Annotated in this window: 8 protein-coding genes; 4 read left to right on the top strand and 4 right to left on the bottom strand. The window is 72.2% G+C overall.

The annotated features are described in order from the left end of the window. Positions 1-5 precede the first annotated feature (5 nt). The 4 genes from HC031_RS08630 to HC031_RS08615 all read right to left on the bottom strand — a co-directional run bounded on the left by HC031_RS08630 (position 6) and on the right by HC031_RS08615 (position 7,265). Positions 6-569, bottom strand: a complete 564-nt coding sequence (locus HC031_RS08630; protein WP_167924672.1) for a TIGR03086 family metal-binding protein — start codon at positions 567-569, stop codon at positions 6-8. 194 nt (positions 570-763) lie between these two features. Beyond that, positions 764-3,616: a leucine--tRNA ligase gene (gene leuS, locus HC031_RS08625; RefSeq protein WP_167924671.1), complete on the bottom strand. Its 2,853-nt coding sequence runs from the start codon at positions 3,614-3,616 to the stop codon at positions 764-766. A 180-nt stretch (positions 3,617-3,796) separates the two neighbouring features. After that, positions 3,797-5,107, bottom strand: a complete 1,311-nt coding sequence (locus HC031_RS08620) for a glycosyltransferase family 4 protein (RefSeq protein ID WP_167924876.1) — start codon at positions 5,105-5,107, stop codon at positions 3,797-3,799. A 223-nt stretch (positions 5,108-5,330) separates the two neighbouring features. Further along, positions 5,331-7,265 (bottom strand): amylo-alpha-1,6-glucosidase, encoded by a 1,935-nt coding sequence (locus HC031_RS08615; protein ID WP_167924670.1) that lies wholly within the window; start codon positions 7,263-7,265, stop codon positions 5,331-5,333. A 148-nt stretch (positions 7,266-7,413) separates the two neighbouring features. Between HC031_RS08615 and HC031_RS08610 the strand changes: the two genes are divergently transcribed. The 4 genes from HC031_RS08610 (at position 7,414) to HC031_RS08595 (ending at position 15,202) form a co-directional block, all read left to right on the top strand. Continuing rightward, positions 7,414-10,188 (top strand): MGH1-like glycoside hydrolase domain-containing protein, encoded by a 2,775-nt coding sequence (locus HC031_RS08610; protein WP_338090564.1) that lies wholly within the window; start codon positions 7,414-7,416, stop codon positions 10,186-10,188. A 265-nt stretch (positions 10,189-10,453) separates the two neighbouring features. Beyond that, positions 10,454-11,449 carry an AAA family ATPase gene (locus tag HC031_RS08605; RefSeq protein ID WP_167924874.1) on the top strand — a complete coding sequence of 332 codons (996 nt, stop codon included), beginning with the start codon at positions 10,454-10,456 and terminating at the stop codon, positions 11,447-11,449. Position 11,450: 1 nt separating this feature from the next. Next, the gene (locus HC031_RS08600; protein ID WP_167924669.1) at positions 11,451-12,758 is read left to right on the top strand and encodes a DUF58 domain-containing protein; all 1,308 of its coding nucleotides are present in this window, start codon (positions 11,451-11,453) and stop codon (positions 12,756-12,758) included. Next, a complete protein-coding gene (locus tag HC031_RS08595) occupies positions 12,755-15,202 on the top strand; it encodes a transglutaminase TgpA family protein (RefSeq protein WP_167924668.1) in 2,448 nt (815 codons plus the stop codon). The genes HC031_RS08600 and HC031_RS08595 overlap by 4 nt, the downstream gene beginning before the upstream one ends. The last annotated feature ends 21 nt before the right edge of the window (positions 15,203-15,223 follow it).

Genomic DNA, 15,223 nt, shown 5'->3' with positions numbered 1-15,223 from the left:
CGGTCCTATCCGACGGCGCGTCCCGCGAACGCGGCGAGCCGGTCGGCCGCGGTCGCACCAGCAGGGGCCGGCTGCTCGGGGCCGAACGGCGTGCCGCCACTCCGGTCCGCCGGCAGGGCGGCCCGTAGCGCGCTGAGCGCGACCTCGGCCAGCTCAGGGTCCAGGTCGGTGGACTGCCCCGTCGCCTTCGCCAGGTCCCACGCGTGCACCGTCGTGTCGACCACCCGCATGGTGAGCAGTAGGGGGCCCGGCCGCTGACCGAACGGCGTCGGATACGTGCGGTCGAGCGCCCCCTCGACCACGAACGCCGCTCGTGCCTCGAGGGTGGCGGCGCGGAACGCGGCGAGCGGGTCGCCGCCGAGGTGATCGCGTTCCGGGTCGGGACGCGGGCCGCCGGTGAGGATGCTGACGAAGGTCAGGTTGGCGGTCACCAGGTGGTTGATGAGCTGCCGCACCGACCAGTCGGTGCAGGGCGTCGGATCGTCGAACTGGTCCCGCCGGATCGCGCCGATGACCTGCTCAGCGACGGCGGTCGACCGATCGAACTGTGAGAATGGATTCTCAGTCATGGCGCGACAGTGCCACAGGGGTCCGACATTCCGTCGTCCCGCGCCAAGATCCGCGCAGTGTGTGAAACATTGCTGCTATTCCAGTCGTGGAGGCAGCAATATGTGCCACACTGCGCGGATCTTGGACGCGCCGCGACGCGCCTGGACGCGCTACGGGCTGCGCGGACCTTGGACGCGCCGCGACGCGGGCGTACTCAGACGACGACGCTGACCATCCGGCCGGGCACGACGATGACCTTGCGCGGTTCCCGGCCGGCCAGGTGATCGGCCACCTCGGCCAGCGCGGCCTCCCGCACGGCATCCTGCGAAGCGTCGGCGGGCACTTCGACCCGGCCGCGTACCTTGCCGTTGACCTGCACCGGGTAGGTGACGCTCGCAGCCACCAGAAGGGCGGGGTCGGCCTCCGGGAACGGCGCGTACGCGATCGTGTCCTCGTGGCCCAGCCGGTGCCACAACTCCTCGGCGACGTGCGGCGCGAACGGCGACATCATCAGCACCAGCGGCTCCGCGACCTCCCGCGGAGCGCCGTCCGACGAGACGGTGGTCGCCCGGTTGGTCAGCTCGATCAGCTTGGCGACGGCCGTATTGAACCGCATCGCGTCCATGTCCTCGCGGACACCGGCGATCACCCGGTGCAGCAGCCGGCGCGTCTCGTCGTCGGTCGGGGTGTCGACGACGCGGGTCGCCCCGGTCTGCTCGTCGACGACCAGCCGCCACACCCGCTGCAGGAACCGCTGCGCGCCGATCACGGCCCGCGTCTCCCACGGCCGGGACACGTCCAGCGGCCCCATCGACATCTCGTACACCCGGAAGGTGTCGGCGCCGTACAGCTCGCACATCTCGTCCGGGGTGACGACGTTCTTCAGGGACTTGCCCATCTTGCCGTACTCCCGGTTGACCTCCTGGTCGTTCCAGAAGTAGCGGCCGTCGCGCTCGACGACCTCCTCGGCGGGCACGTACACGCCCCGGGCGTCGGTGTAGGCGTACGCCTGGATGTAGCCCTGGTTGAACAGCTGCCGGAACGGCTCCCGGCTGCTGACGTAGCCCAGGTCGTACAGGACCTTGTGCCAGAACCGGGCGTACAGCAGGTGCAGCACGGCGTGCTCGACGCCGCCGACGTACAGGTCGACACCGCCGACGTCGTTCGCGTCGCGCGGGCCCATCCAGTACCGCTCGTTCTCCGGGTCGACCAGCGCCTTGTCGTTGTTCGGGTCCAGGTAGCGCAGCTCGTACCAGGACGACCCGGCCCACTGGGGCATGGTGTTGGTCTCGCGCCAGTACTTCTTCGGCCCGTCGCCCAGGTCCAGGGTGACCTCGACCCAGTCGCGCACCCGCGACAGCGGGGTCTCGGGGTCGGTGTCGGCGTCGTCGGGGTCGAACGTACGCGGTGAGAAGTCGTCGACCTCGGGCAGCTCGACCGGCAGCATCGACTCGGGCAGCGCGATCGGCAGGCCGGTCTCGTCGTAGACGATCGGGAACGGCTCGCCCCAGTACCGCTGCCGGCTGAACAGCCAGTCCCGCAGCCGGTACGTGACCGCGCCGGTGCCGTGGCCGTTCGCCTCCAGCCACTCGATGATCTTCGCCTTGGCCTCGGTGACACCCAGCCCATTCAGGAAGTCGGAATTGATGGCTGGACCGTCGCCGGTGAACGCCTTGCCGTCGAAGCCCTCGGTCGGCTGCACCGTCCGGATGATCGGCAGGTCGAAGACCTCGGCGAACTCCCAGTCGCGCTCGTCCTGGCCGGGCACCGCCATGATCGCGCCGGTGCCGTAGCCGGCCAGCACGTAGTCGGCGATGAAGATCGGCAGCTTGGCGCCGTTGACCGGGTTGGTCGCGTACGCGCCGGTGAAGACGCCGGTCTTCGCCTTGGCGTCGGCCTGGCGCTCCACGTCCGACTTCGACGCCGCGAAACGGCGGTAGGCGGCGACCGCCTCGGCCGGGGTGGCGTGCCCGCCGGTCCAGGCCGGCCGGGTGCCGTCCGGCCAGGTCTCCGGCACGATGCCGTCGACGGCCGCGTGCTCGGGCGCCAGCACCATGTACGTGGCGCCGAACAGGGTGTCCGGCCGGGTGGTGAAGACGCGGATGTTCCCGCCGGCGAACGGGAAGTCGACGTGCGCGCCGACCGACCGGCCGATCCAGTTGCGCTGCATGGTCTTGACCTTCTCCGGCCAGTCCAGGCCGTCCAGGTCCGCCAGCAGCCGGTCACCGTAGGCGGTGATGCGCATCATCCACTGCCGCAGGTTGCGCTTGAAGACCGGGAAGTTGCCCCGCTCGCTGCGCCCCTCGGCGGTGACCTCGGCGTCGGCCAGCGCGGTGCCCAGGCCGGGGCACCAGTTGACCGGGGCCTCGGCCACGTACGCCAGCCGGTGGTCGTCGATGATCCGGCGGCGCTCCACCTCGCTCAGCTCCGCCCACGGCCGGCCGTCCGGCGTCGGGCGGGAACCCGCCTCGAACGACGCGATCAGGTCGGCGATCGGGCGGGCCTTGCGCTGCGCCGGGTCGTACCAGGAGTTGAAGATCTGCAGGAAGATCCACTGGGTCCAGCGGTAGAAGTCGACGTCGGTGGTCGCGAAGCTGCGCCGGTCGTCGTAGGCCAGGCCCAGCCGGCGCAGCTGCGAGCGGTACCGCTCGACGTTGGCCTCGGTCGTGGTGCGCGGGTGGGTGCCGGTCTGCACCGCGTACTGCTCGGCGGGCAGCCCGAACGCGTCGAAGCCCATCGGGTGCAGCACGTTGTACCCGGTCATCCGCTTGTACCGGGTGTAGGAGTCGGTGCCGATGTAGCCCAGCGGGTGGCCGACGTGCAGCCCCGACCCGGACGGGTACGGGAACATGTCCATCACGTACAGCTTCTCGGCACCGAAGCGGGGGTGGCTCGGGTCGGCGAGCGGGCCGGTCGGGTTGGGCGCGTGGAACGTGCCGTTCTCGGCCCAGTAGTCCTGCCACCGAGCCTCGATCTCGTTCGCCATCGCGGCCGTGTACCGGTACGGCGGGATGTCTCCGGCACCGTCCGCCGCGTGCACCACCGTCGTGTCGGCTGCCTCGCTCATCTCGTCTTCGCCACCTTTGTCTGCCGGTTCGTCGCGGGCTGGGCATGAAAAAACCCCTCGCGCAGGAGGGGTCGCCGTGCCGTTCACCGCATGGTGATCAGCACGGCCCGCTAAGAAGCCGGAACTGCCGGGTCACGGACGCGAGTGTAGCGCGCCGGCCGGGACCCGGGCACATGAGTACTACAGCGACAGCAGGTTGCCCTCGGGGACGACGATGCGCGGGCGCACGACCCGGGCGACCATCGCGGCGGCGTCGTTCGCCGCGGCGGCGTCGCCATTCGTCGCGGCCGCGTCGGCGGCCTCGGCGACCGCGAGCGCCGTCGGCCGGCGCAGCGTGCCCCCGTACGCCTCGACGGTGCGGCGCGCGACCGTCGCCCAGCTGTACTTCTCGGCGACCATGGTGCGCGCGTTGTGCGCGACCGTAGCCGCGAACGACGGGTCGGCGAGCAGGCTGCCGACCGCGTCCGCGAGCCGGTCCGGGTCGCGCGCCGGGAAGGTCATCCCGGTCACCTCGGGCGTGACGATCTCGGTGAGGCCGCCGGTGGCGGTCACGGCCAGCGGCGCCCCGGCGGCCGCGGCTTCGAGCGCGACCATGCCGAACGGTTCGTAGATGCTGGGCACGACGACGGTGTCCATCGCCGCGAGCACCGCCGGGAGCTCGTCGTCGCCCAGGAAGCCGGCGAAGCTGACGGCGCGCTGCAGCCGGCGGTCGTGGACCTCATCGCGCAGCGCCTGCTGGTGCGGGCCGTCGCCGGCGATGACCAGCCGGGCGCCCGGGTGCGCCGCCCGCAGCCGGGGCAGGGCCGCCACCAGGTCCTGCACGCCCTTCTCGTACACCAGCCGCCCGGCGAACCCGAGCAGCGGGCCCTCCCCGGCGTAGCGCGACCGGGCCGCCGCGACCGCCCGCGGCGCCGGTCGCCAGGCGGCGGCGTCGACGCCGTTGGGGACCACCTCGACCTTGCCGGCCGTGAGCTCCAGCAGGCGGCTGACCTCCCAGCGCATGTACCCGGAGCAGACCAGCACGCGGTCGGCCTCGTGGCCCAGCCAGTACTCGATCGAGTGGATGCACTTGTTCATGTCGCCGGGCAGCCAGCCCTGGTGGCGGCCCGCCTCGGTGGCGTGGATCGTGGCGACCAGCGGCAGGCGCAGGTGCTCCTTGAGGGTGATCGCGGTGTGGGCGACCAGCCAGTCGTGGGCGTGGATCAGGTCGTACTCGCCGCCGTCGGCGGCCCGGAGGGCGGCGCGGGTCAGGGCGTGGTTGAACGCCATGGTCCAGGCCAGCAGCGACGGGGTCGACAGCGGGAACAGCGGGGGGTCCTCGGGCGCGCGGACCACCCGGACGCCCTCGACGTACTCGTCGACCGGTGCGCCCGGCGCGTGCCGGGTGACGACGGTGACCTGGTGCCCGGCCGCCACGAGCGCGGTGGACAGCTGGTGGACGTGGCGACCGAGGCCGCCGACGACGACGGGCGGGAATTCCCAGGACAACATCAGCACGCGCAGCGGACGGGAGTTGCCAAGCACATCGAGACTGGTCCTGTTGTCGTCCACGCCGCGGCCCCTTTTGTCGCCAGTGATCGCCGTTCGGACAGATTCTCCGGCATTTCGGGTGAATTTGACTTCCCTCGAACCGGTGAACCGTCAGTGGGATCGGACCCCATCGTGCCTGGTGGGGGTTACCGACGAAGCAAAAAGCATTTCCCCGATGTAACGCTTAACCGATGCTTTCGTGAACCCTGAGCGCCTCCGCCACCGACCACGCCTGGAACGGGCAGCCTGTCGCCCGATGTGGCGGATCCGCGTCGGCGGTCTCACTGACCGACCCAACTCCCCACTCTGACAGATGTACATCGATACCAACCAGTAACTTTGTTGGCACTGTGCGCAAAGACACGACGTCATCACGCAGAGTCATGGCGGCGTCCACGTACGGGCCGATCAGCCAGGGCCAGACGGTGCCCTGGTGGTAGGCGTGGTCGCGCTCAACCGGGCCGCCCCGGTGCACGCCCCGGTACGCCGGATCACCGGGCGCCAGGCTGCGCAGCCCCAGCGGAGTGAGCAGGTTCTCGCTGATCGCGCGAAACGCCGTCGGCCCGCCCGCCGGCCGCGGCGCGTACGGCAGCGACCAGGCCAGCAGTTGGTTCGGACGCAGGGCCGGGTCGTCGCCACCGGGACCGTCGACCACGTCGTACAGCCAGCCGGTCGGGGCCGGGAAGCGGCGCGCGAAGCTGGCCACGGCGCGGTCGCGCAGCGCGACCAGGTCCGCGGCGTCGCGCCCGACGAGCGTGCGGAGCCGGGCGAGCGCGCCCAGCCCGTTGATCCACAAGGCGTTGATCTCGACCGCCTTGCCGATCCGGGGCGTCACGGCCACCCCGTCGACGCGGGCGTCCATCCACGTCAGCGCGTACCCGGGCGCGCCCTGGGTCAGCAGCCCGTCGCTTCCGTCGACCCGGATGCCGTACCGGGTGCCCGCGACGTGCGAGACGACCACGCTCATCAGCGGATCCACCAGCTCGGCGGCGAGGTCGGCGTCACCGGTGCGCTCCACGTGGCGGGCGACGGCGTGCAGGAACCACAGCGTGCCGTCGGCGGTGTTGTACTCGGTCGCCCCGGTGTCGGCCGTGTTGGCGCACATCCCTTCCGACATGGTCGCGGCATACCAGCGCAGCAGCTCGCGGCCCTCGTCGGACCGCCCGGTGGCCAGGAACAGGCCCTCGTAGGAGATCATCGTGTCCCGCGACCACGCCCCGAACCACGGGTAGCCGGCGACGACGTCGGGCGCGGCGTGCCGGATCACGAACGCGTCGGCGGCCAGCGCCAGCGCGGCCCGCGTACCGTCGGCGGGTTTCGCGGCCGCGACCACCGCCCGGGCCCGGCGCCGGGCGGCCTCGACCACCGCCGTCGGCCGGGGCGGTCGGGTCGCGAGATCGCCGGCCCAGGCGGACACCTCGATGACCTCGCCCTCGCGCAGGTCGGCCGAGAAGGAGCCCGCGTACCAGAGATCCTCCACCGCGTTGAGCCCGCGCGCGGCCTCCTCCCGGGCGTACGCCCCGGCGTACCACTCCCCCGCCGGCCGCCAGCCCGGCCCGGCCAGCCGGTACGCGTCGGCGATCACCGCGCCGTCGTCGGCAGCCGTCATCGGCAGGTCACCGCCGTCGGCGCGCCGCTCGCCGTGCGCGTCCCGCCACGTGCACAGCGCCTCCAGGGTCAGCGTCGCCGTGCCGGACACGAGCCGGTGCACGACCGCGACCGAGGGGCTGCCGTGCACCATGGCCAGCTCCCGCTCGACGACGACGTCGCCGATCCGCCAGCGCCACGACGGCAATCCGTCAATGACCGTGAATGACTCGAGGAGACGGTATCCTTGCGGCGCCACGGCACCCGAGGCCCACTCGTGCGTGCCGAGGCGGATCACGGCTCCCGACGGGAGCGTGATCACCGGGTCGAGCGCAACCAGGCCGACGTGGCGCGCAGCCGCGGTCTGCCCGGCCACCACGAGCAGTCCGTGGTATCGGCGGGTGCGCAGCCCGGCGACCGTACCCGTGGCATAGCCGCCGCGGCCATCGGTGACCAACCACTCGCGGGCGGCGCCCGCGTCCAGGTCGGCGCAGACCTGCGGGCCGAACACGATCGGGGGCGCGGTGACCATCGGCAGAACCTCCAGGACGGCCGGCCGTAACCGGCCGTGGCGACGATGGTGGCCGAGCGTAGCCGGCCAAAGGGACAATGCCAGTGTGATCGAGGAGCCGACCGTGATCGAAACGGACCCCGACGCCGAGCGCACACAGCCAGCGGCGGTGGACGCCGATGCCGAGCGCACACAGCCGGCGGCGGTGGACCCCGACGCCGAGCGCACCCGGCTGGCCGAGGCGGACTCCGGCGAGCGGGCGTGGCGCGCCTGGGGCCCCTACCTGTCGGAGCGGGCCTGGGGCACCGTCCGCGAGGACTACAGCGAGTGGGGCACCGCCTGGGACTATTTCCCGCACGACCACGCGCGGTCGCGGACGTACCGCTGGAACGAAGACGGCATGGCCGGCATCTGCGACGACCTGCAGACGTTCTGCTTCGCCCTCGGCCTGTGGAACGGCAAGGACCCGATCATCAAGGAACGCATGTTCGGGATGGGCGGCGACCGCGGCAACCACGGCGAGGACGTCAAGGAGTACTGGTGGTACCTGGACTCCACGCCGACCCACTCCTGGATGCGCTGGCGTTACCACTACCCGCAGGCGGAGTTCCCATACACCGAGCTCGACGTCGAAAACGGCCGCCGCGGCCGTAACGAGCCCGAGTACGAGCTGGTCGACACCGGCGTGTTCGACGACGACCGGTACTGGATGGTCGAGGTCGCCTACGCCAAGGCGTCGCCGACCGACATGTGCGTCAAGATCATCGCCGAGAACCGCGGGCCGGATCCCGCGACCCTGCACGTGCTGCCCACCCTGTGGTTTCGCAACACGTGGTCGTGGGGGCTGCCGGGGCACGACTACGTCCCGACGATCCGCGGCAAGGACACCTCGCTGGTGGCCGAGCACCGGTCGCTCGGCCGGCTCGTCCTCACCGGAGACGGCTCGCCGCAGCCGCTGTGCTGCGACAACGAGACCAACGCCGAGCGGCTGTGGGGCAAGCCGGGCCGCTCGCGCTACCCCAAGGACGGCATCAACGACCACGTCGTCCACGGCGCCGCCACGGTCAACCCGGCCGGCGAGGGCACCAAGGGCGCGCTGCACTACCTGCTCGCGGCCGCGCCCGGCGAGCGCGTCGAGATCCGGCTGCGGCTCGCGCTCGCCACGCCCGACCCGAACTCCGAGGCTGACGCCGGTGTCAGCGCCGACGCCGCGCCGGCGGTCGGCGCCGGCAGCGCCACCCGCAAGCGGCCCCGGCTCCGGGCCCGGCTCACCGGCACCGCTGATCTCGGGGCTGAGTTCGAGCGGGTGATGGCCGACCGCCGCGCCGAGGCCGACGCGTACTTCGCCGACATGGTCCCCGCCGGCACCCCGCCGGAGGAGGCCGAGATCGTCCGGCAGGCGGTGGCCGGCCTGATGTGGGGCAAGCAGTTCTTCCACTTCGACGTGCGCCGCTGGCTGGAGGGCGACCCGGCGTCCGAACCACCGGCGCCCGGCCGCCGGCACGGGCGCAACAGTGCGTGGTGGCACATGAACTGCCGCGACATCATCTCCATGCCCGACCCGTGGGAGTACCCGTGGTACGCGGCGTGGGACCTGGCGTTCCACTGTGTCACCATCGCGCGCGTCGACCCGACGTTCGCCAAGGAGCAGCTGCTCCTGCTGCTGCGCGAGTGGTACATGCACCCCAACGGCCAGATCCCGGCCTACGAGTGGGCGTTCGGCGACGTCAATCCGCCGGTGCACGCGTGGGCGGCGCTGCGGGTGTTCGAGCTGGACGGCGGTACCGACTTCGACTTCCTCGAACGGGTGATGCACAAGCTGCTGCTCAACTTCACCTGGTGGGTCAACCGCAAGGACCTGCGCGGCAACAACCTGTTCGAGGGCGGCTTCCTCGGCCTGGACAACGTCGGGCCGTTCGACCGCTCGGCCGCCCTGCCGGTGGCCGGCGTCCTGGAGCAGAGCGACGGCACGGCCTGGATGGCCATGTACGCGCTCAACCTGCTCGACATGTCGCTGCTGCTGGCCATCCACGACGCGGTGTACCAGGACATCGCGGTCAAGTTCTTCGAGCACTTCGCCTACATCGCCGGGGCGGCATACTACCACGACCTGTGGAACGACGCCGACGCGTTCTTCTACGACGTGCTCCGGCTCGACGGCGGCGAGGCCGTCCCGCTGAAGGTGCGCTCGGTCGTCGGGCTGCTGCCGCTGGCCGCCACCACCATCGTCAGCTCGGCGACGCTGGCGCGGCTGCCGGAGCTGGCCGAGCGCATCCACTGGTTCCTGACCAAGCGCCCGGAGTACGGCGACGTGGTCGGCTCCAAGCGCGTACGCGACGGCGACGAGCTGCGACTGCTGTCGATGGTCGGGCCGGACCAGCTCGTCCGGATCCTGCGGCGGATGCTGTCGCCGGGCGAGTTCCTGTCCGACTTCGGCCTGCGTACGTTGTCGCGTAGTCACGCCGAGCACCCGTACACCGTCAACCTCGCCGGCACCGACTTCACCGTCGAGTACGAGCCGGGAGAGTCGACCAGTGGCGTGTTCGGCGGCAACTCCAACTGGCGCGGGCCGATCTGGTTCCCGGTCAACTTCCTGCTCATCGAGGCGCTGCGCCGCTACGGCAGCTTCTTCGGCTCCGACCTGCTGGTGGAGTACCCGATGGGCAGCGGGCAGCGGCGCAGCCTGACCGAGGTGGCCGACGACCTGTCGCGCCGGCTCATCGCGCTGTTCCGCGACGACGCGGACGGCCGCCGGCCGGTCTTCGGCGCCCAGCAGCTGTTCCAGCGCGACCCGGCCTGGCACGACCTGCTGCCGTTCTACGAGTACTTCCACGGTGACAGCGGAGCCGGCCTCGGCGCGTCCCACCAGACCGGGTGGACGGCGCTCGTGGTCGACCTGATCATGCAGCTGCGGGAGCCGAGGCCCGGCCGGCCGGAACGCTGACGCCGCGGCCGACTGGAATTCCCACCGCCGAGGTCATCGACGGACGTGCTCCGCGGAGTACTGTTAGCATCCCGCGCTGAACGGTGTCCGGCACCCCATGACGATGGCGGCTAGCCTGAGCACTGCGGATACCCCTGCGGGGACGTAACGGACCGGCCTACCCTCACCGGCTGTCCGGTCGCCACGTTCGACGGTGGCCGCACCGCGTACACCTAGGAGGAGGCCCGTGACGACCCAGCGAACCCAGGATGAGCTCGGCAGGCCCATGCCGCCGCCGGAGTTCCGCGCGGTCACCGAAGCCATCGTGGCGAATATCGAAAGGGTCATCGAGGGCAAGACGGCGACGGTCCGGCTCGCGCTGGCCGTGATGCTAGCCGAGGGGCACCTGCTCATCGAAGATGTGCCCGGCGTCGGCAAGACGAAGCTCGCGAAGGCCCTCGCCCGGTCCATCGACTGCTCGGTGCGCCGCATCCAGTTCACCCCGGACCTGCTGCCCAGCGACGTGACCGGCGTGAGCGTCTTCAACCAGGAGGAGCGCGACTTCGAGTTCAAGCCGGGCGCGGTGTTCGCCAACATCGTCGTCGGTGACGAGATCAACCGGGCGTCACCCAAGACGCAGTCCGCGCTGCTGGAGTGCATGGAAGAGCGGCAGGTGACCGTCGACGGCGTGACGTATCCACTGCAGACGCCGTTCATGGTGGTCGCCACCCAGAACCCCATCGAGATGGAGGGGACCTACCCGCTGCCCGAGGCGCAGCGGGACCGGTTCACCGCCCGCATCGCGATGGGCTACCCGGACGCGGGAGCGGAGCTGGCCATGCTCGACGGCCACGGCGCCGCCGACCCGGTCCTCGACCTGCTGCCGGTCTCCGACGCGGGCACCGTGCGCCGGCTCATCGCCACCGTCCGCGAGGTGCACGCCGCGGACGCCGTCCGGCAGTACGCGGTCAACCTGGTCAACGCCACCCGCGAGTCGCCCGAGCTGCGGCTGGGCGCGTCGCCGCGCGCCACACTGCAACTGCTGCGCACCGGCCGGGCGGTCGCCGCCCTCGAAGGGCGCGACTACGTGCTCCCCGACGACCTGCAGTCCCTGGCCGTACCGGTGCTCGCGCACCGCATCATCCCGACCGCGGAGTCGCAGCTGTCGCGGCGCACCACCGACGCCATCGTGGCCGACATCGTGCGCCGCCTGCCGGTGCCCGCCGACCGCCAGCGCTCCCCGTACGGCACCGGTACCCAGTACGGCACCGGGAGGAGGTGACGTGCGCGAGGCGCTGCGCGGACTGACCACGCGCGGCCGCTGCTTCGTGGCCGCGGCTGTGGCCTCGGCGCTCGCGGCGCTGATCCTCGGCGAGAAGGACCTGCTCAGGGTCGCCGTCCTGCTGGCCGCGCTGCCGCTGCTCGCCGCCGCCTACGTCGGGCGCACCCGCTACAAGCTCTCCTGCACCCGTACCCTCGACCCGCACCAGACCCAGGTGGGCGGGACGGCCCGGATCACCCTGCGGCTGGAGAACCTGTCCCGGCTGCCGACCGGCACCCTGCTGCTGGAGGACCGCCTGCCGTACGTGCTCGGCAGCCGGCCGCGCCTGGTCCTGGAGCGCCTGGGCGCCCAGCAGGCCAGCTCGGTGACCTACAGCGTGCGCCCTGACGTCCGGGGCCGCTACGAGGTGGGTCCGCTGGTCGTCCGGCTCACCGACCCGTTCGGACTGTGCGAACTGGCCCGGTCGTTCGCCACGGTCGACCGGCTCACCGTCATCCCCCAGGTGGTCGCGCTGCCCACGGTGCGGCTGGCCGGGGAGTACGCCGGCCAGGGCGAGAGTCGGGCCCGGGCGGTCGCGGTGCACGGCGACGACGACGCCGCGACCCGCGAGTACCGGCACGGCGACGACCTGCGCCGGGTGCACTGGCGCTCGACCGCCCGGGTCGGTGAGCTGATGGTGCGCCGCGAGGAGCAGCCGTGGGAGAGCCGCGTGACGATCGTGCTCGACACCCGCGCCGCCGCCCACCGCGGCGAGGGCCCGGCGGCGAGCTTCGAGTGGGCGGTCTCCGCCGCCGCCAGCATCGCCGTGCACCTGCGGCACAACGGGTACAAGCTGCGCCTGGTCACCGGCGCCGGCATCGAGGTCGACGCGAGCGAGATCGACGGCGGGGGCGCGCTGCTGGAGCACCTGGCCGAGGTGAAGCTGACGCCGGACGGTGACATCGGCACCCTGATCGAGCGGGTCCGCCGGCGCACCGACTGCGGCCTGCTGATCGGGCTGTTCGGCCTGCTGTCGCCCGCCGAGTCCGAGCTGCTGGCCGGCCTGCGTGGCAACGGCGGCACCTGTGTCGCGCTGTTCGTCGACAGCACCACCTGGGTCAACCTGCCTCCCGGCGCCCGCGGGGAGGCCGCCCAGCGCCACGAGTCCGCCGAGCTGGCGCTGATCCGCGCGGGCTGGCGGGTCGTGCCGGTCACCCACGGCGCCCGGCTGCCGGCCCTGTGGCCGCAGGCCGCCCGCGGGACCGAGGGGTTCGCGTACCGCGCCGCGATGGCCGAGACCGTCTCGGGCGGATCCAGGATCGGCTCATGAGCCAGCGCCGCCGCACCACTCTCGTGGCCGCCAGCGCGACCCTGCTCGCCGCGCTGCCGCTGTCGAGCGTGTTCGCCACCTGGGCGTGGTTCGTCGACGCGGTCATCATGGTCGCCGTGATCACCGGGATCGCGCTCGGTGTACGGAGCCTGCGCACCGCCGCCTGGGTGCCGACGGCCGCGACGATGCTGGGGCTGCTGTTCGTCCTCACGGTGCTGTTCCGCAGCGGACATGAGCTCCTCTGGCTGATCCCGACGCCGGGGACGGTCGGGCATTTCCACTCGCTACTGGTGAACGCCGGGGCGGACATGCGGGAGCTGGGCGTACCGGTCCCCGACCGGGAGGGCCTGCTGTTCCTGTCGACGCTCGGGGTCGGTGTCGTCGCGATCGTGGTCGATCTGATGACCCTCGTGCTGCGCCGCCCGGCGCTGGCCGGCCTGCCCATGCTCGCGATCTACTCGGTGCCGGTCGCGGTACGTGAGGACAGCGTCAGCTTCCTGCCGTTCGCGGCGGGCGCGGCCGGGTACCTGTGGCTGCTGGCCACCGACAACGTCGACCGGATCCGCCGGTTCGGCCGCCGGTTCACCGGTGACGGTCGCGACCTCGGTGCGTGGGAGCCCTCGCCGCTGGCGGCGGCCGGCCGGCGGCTGGCGCTGGCCGGCGTGGCCGTCGCGGTCGTGCTGCCGATGGCCGTCCCGGGCAGCAACGGGGGCCTGCTCGCCCGGTTCGGCCCGACCGCGGGCGACGGCACGGGCGACGGCCTCGGCCGGGGTGGCAACGGCGCGTCGGTGGACCTGTACGCGGCGCTGAGCGGGCAGTTGAACAGCAACCGCACGTTCGACATGGTCAAGGTCCAGACCACCGACCCAACCCCGTACTACCTGCGCTTCGGCGTGGCCGACGACGTGACGACGGCCGGGTTCCGCAGCCGCCGGCCGGCCGGCAGCCAGCCGGCGACGGGTGGCCTGCCGGCGCCTGCGCAGGAGGCCGGCGTCACGCTGCGCACCTACCACGCGCAGGTGCAGATCGTCTCACTGAACATGAACTCGCTGCCGGTGTACCTGCAGCCGACCAGGACCGGCAAGCTCGACTCGGCCTGGTTCTACGACCGCACCGACCAGCTGATCTACTCCCGGCGCGACAACAGCCGCAACAAGAAGTACGACTTCGACTACGTACGGGCCGAGTTCAGCCCGGACGCGCTGCGTACGGCCCGGCCGCTGGAGCCCGACAACCCGATCCAGCGGCAGTACACCGCCGTCCCGCCGGTCGGCGAGGTCGAAAAGACGGTCGCGTCGATCACCGCGGGCAAGCGGACGCCGTACGACAAGGTACTGGCGATCCACAGCTACTTCTCGGCCGACAACGGCTTCCGGTACAGCCTGGAGACCAAGGGCGGCACCAGCGGCAGCGCGATCGTCGACTTCCTCACCAACAAGCAGGGCTTCTGCGAGCAGTACTCGGCGGCCATGGCGTGGCTCGTGCGGGCGGCCGGCATCCCGGCCCGGGTGGCGTTCGGCTTCAGCCGGGGCAGCAACCAGAGCGGCAACACCTGGACGCTCACCAACCGCAACCTGCACGCCTGGACCGAGGTGTACTTCGACCGCTTCGGCTGGGTGCCGTTCGACCCGACCCCGTCCGCCTTCGTCGACGGCGCCCCGTCGGCCTGGGCGCCCGACCCGAGCGCGCCGCAGAACGCGCCGGACACCACGGCGCCGCGCAACGACCTGCCGATCCCCGGTGGGCCGGATCGCAGCGGCGCGGCCGCGGCCAGCGGCGGCCCGCGCGAGGACCGGGCCGTCGACAACGGTGCCGGGGTCCCGGCCGCACCGGCGGATCCGTGGCCGGTGTGGAGCGTGCTGGTCGCGGTCCTCGCCGTGGCGCTGCTGCTGACCCCGGCGGGCTGGCGCGCACTGCGCCGCCGCCGGCGGCGACCCGGCCGGCGCCTCACCGTGCCGCCGCCGACGGTGCTCGGAGCGACGGTGGTCAGCGACGACGCCGCGGCCGACCTTGCCCGTCGGGACGCCCATGACGCGTGGGACGAGCTGGTCGACACGATGATCGACTACAGGTTCCCGGTCGACCTGGCGAGCACGCCCCGGGTGATCGCCGAACACCTGATCGTGTCGGCCGCGCTGGACGAGTGGGCGACGACCGGGGCGCGCCTGCTCGGGCAGGCCGAGGAGCGGGCCCGCTACGCCCGGCAGCCGCTGCGCAGCGACGACCTGGCGGGGTCGCTGCGGGCCGTACGTGACGCCATCAGTCACCGGGTGTCGTGGCGTACCCGGCTGCGGGCGGTCTTCCTGCCCGCGTCGGTGCTGAGCCGGTGGCACGCGGCCGTGAACGAGGCGTTGACGCGGGTGGCCGAGTCGATGGTCCGCCAGCGTGAACGGTGGGTGCGGTCGCTGAGTCCGCGCCGGCTCCTACCGGGAAGGCGCGGCTGAGCGCCACCACCGCTCCCGGCC

It is taken from the genome of Planosporangium thailandense, from assembly GCF_011947195.1.
In the GTDB taxonomy this organism is placed as follows: domain Bacteria; phylum Actinomycetota; class Actinomycetes; order Mycobacteriales; family Micromonosporaceae; genus Planosporangium; species Planosporangium thailandense.
This window is presented reverse-complemented; position numbering and strand designations above follow the sequence as displayed.

Bases quoted from the DNA above. Each gene is read 5' to 3' on its own strand.
- HC031_RS08630 (WP_167924672.1), bottom strand. From the start codon at position 569: ATGACTGAGAATCCATTCTCACAGTTCGATCGGTCGACCGCCGTCGCT.
- leuS (WP_167924671.1), bottom strand. From the start codon at position 3,616: ATGAGCGAGGCAGCCGACACGACGGTGGTGCACGCGGCGGACGGTGCC.
- HC031_RS08620 (WP_167924876.1), bottom strand. From the start codon at position 5,107: ATGTTGTCCTGGGAATTCCCGCCCGTCGTCGTCGGCGGCCTCGGTCGC.
- HC031_RS08615 (WP_167924670.1), bottom strand. From the start codon at position 7,265: ATGGTCACCGCGCCCCCGATCGTGTTCGGCCCGCAGGTCTGCGCCGAC.
- HC031_RS08605 (WP_167924874.1), top strand. From the start codon at position 10,454: ATGCCGCCGCCGGAGTTCCGCGCGGTCACCGAAGCCATCGTGGCGAAT.
- HC031_RS08595 (WP_167924668.1), top strand. From the start codon at position 12,755: ATGAGCCAGCGCCGCCGCACCACTCTCGTGGCCGCCAGCGCGACCCTG.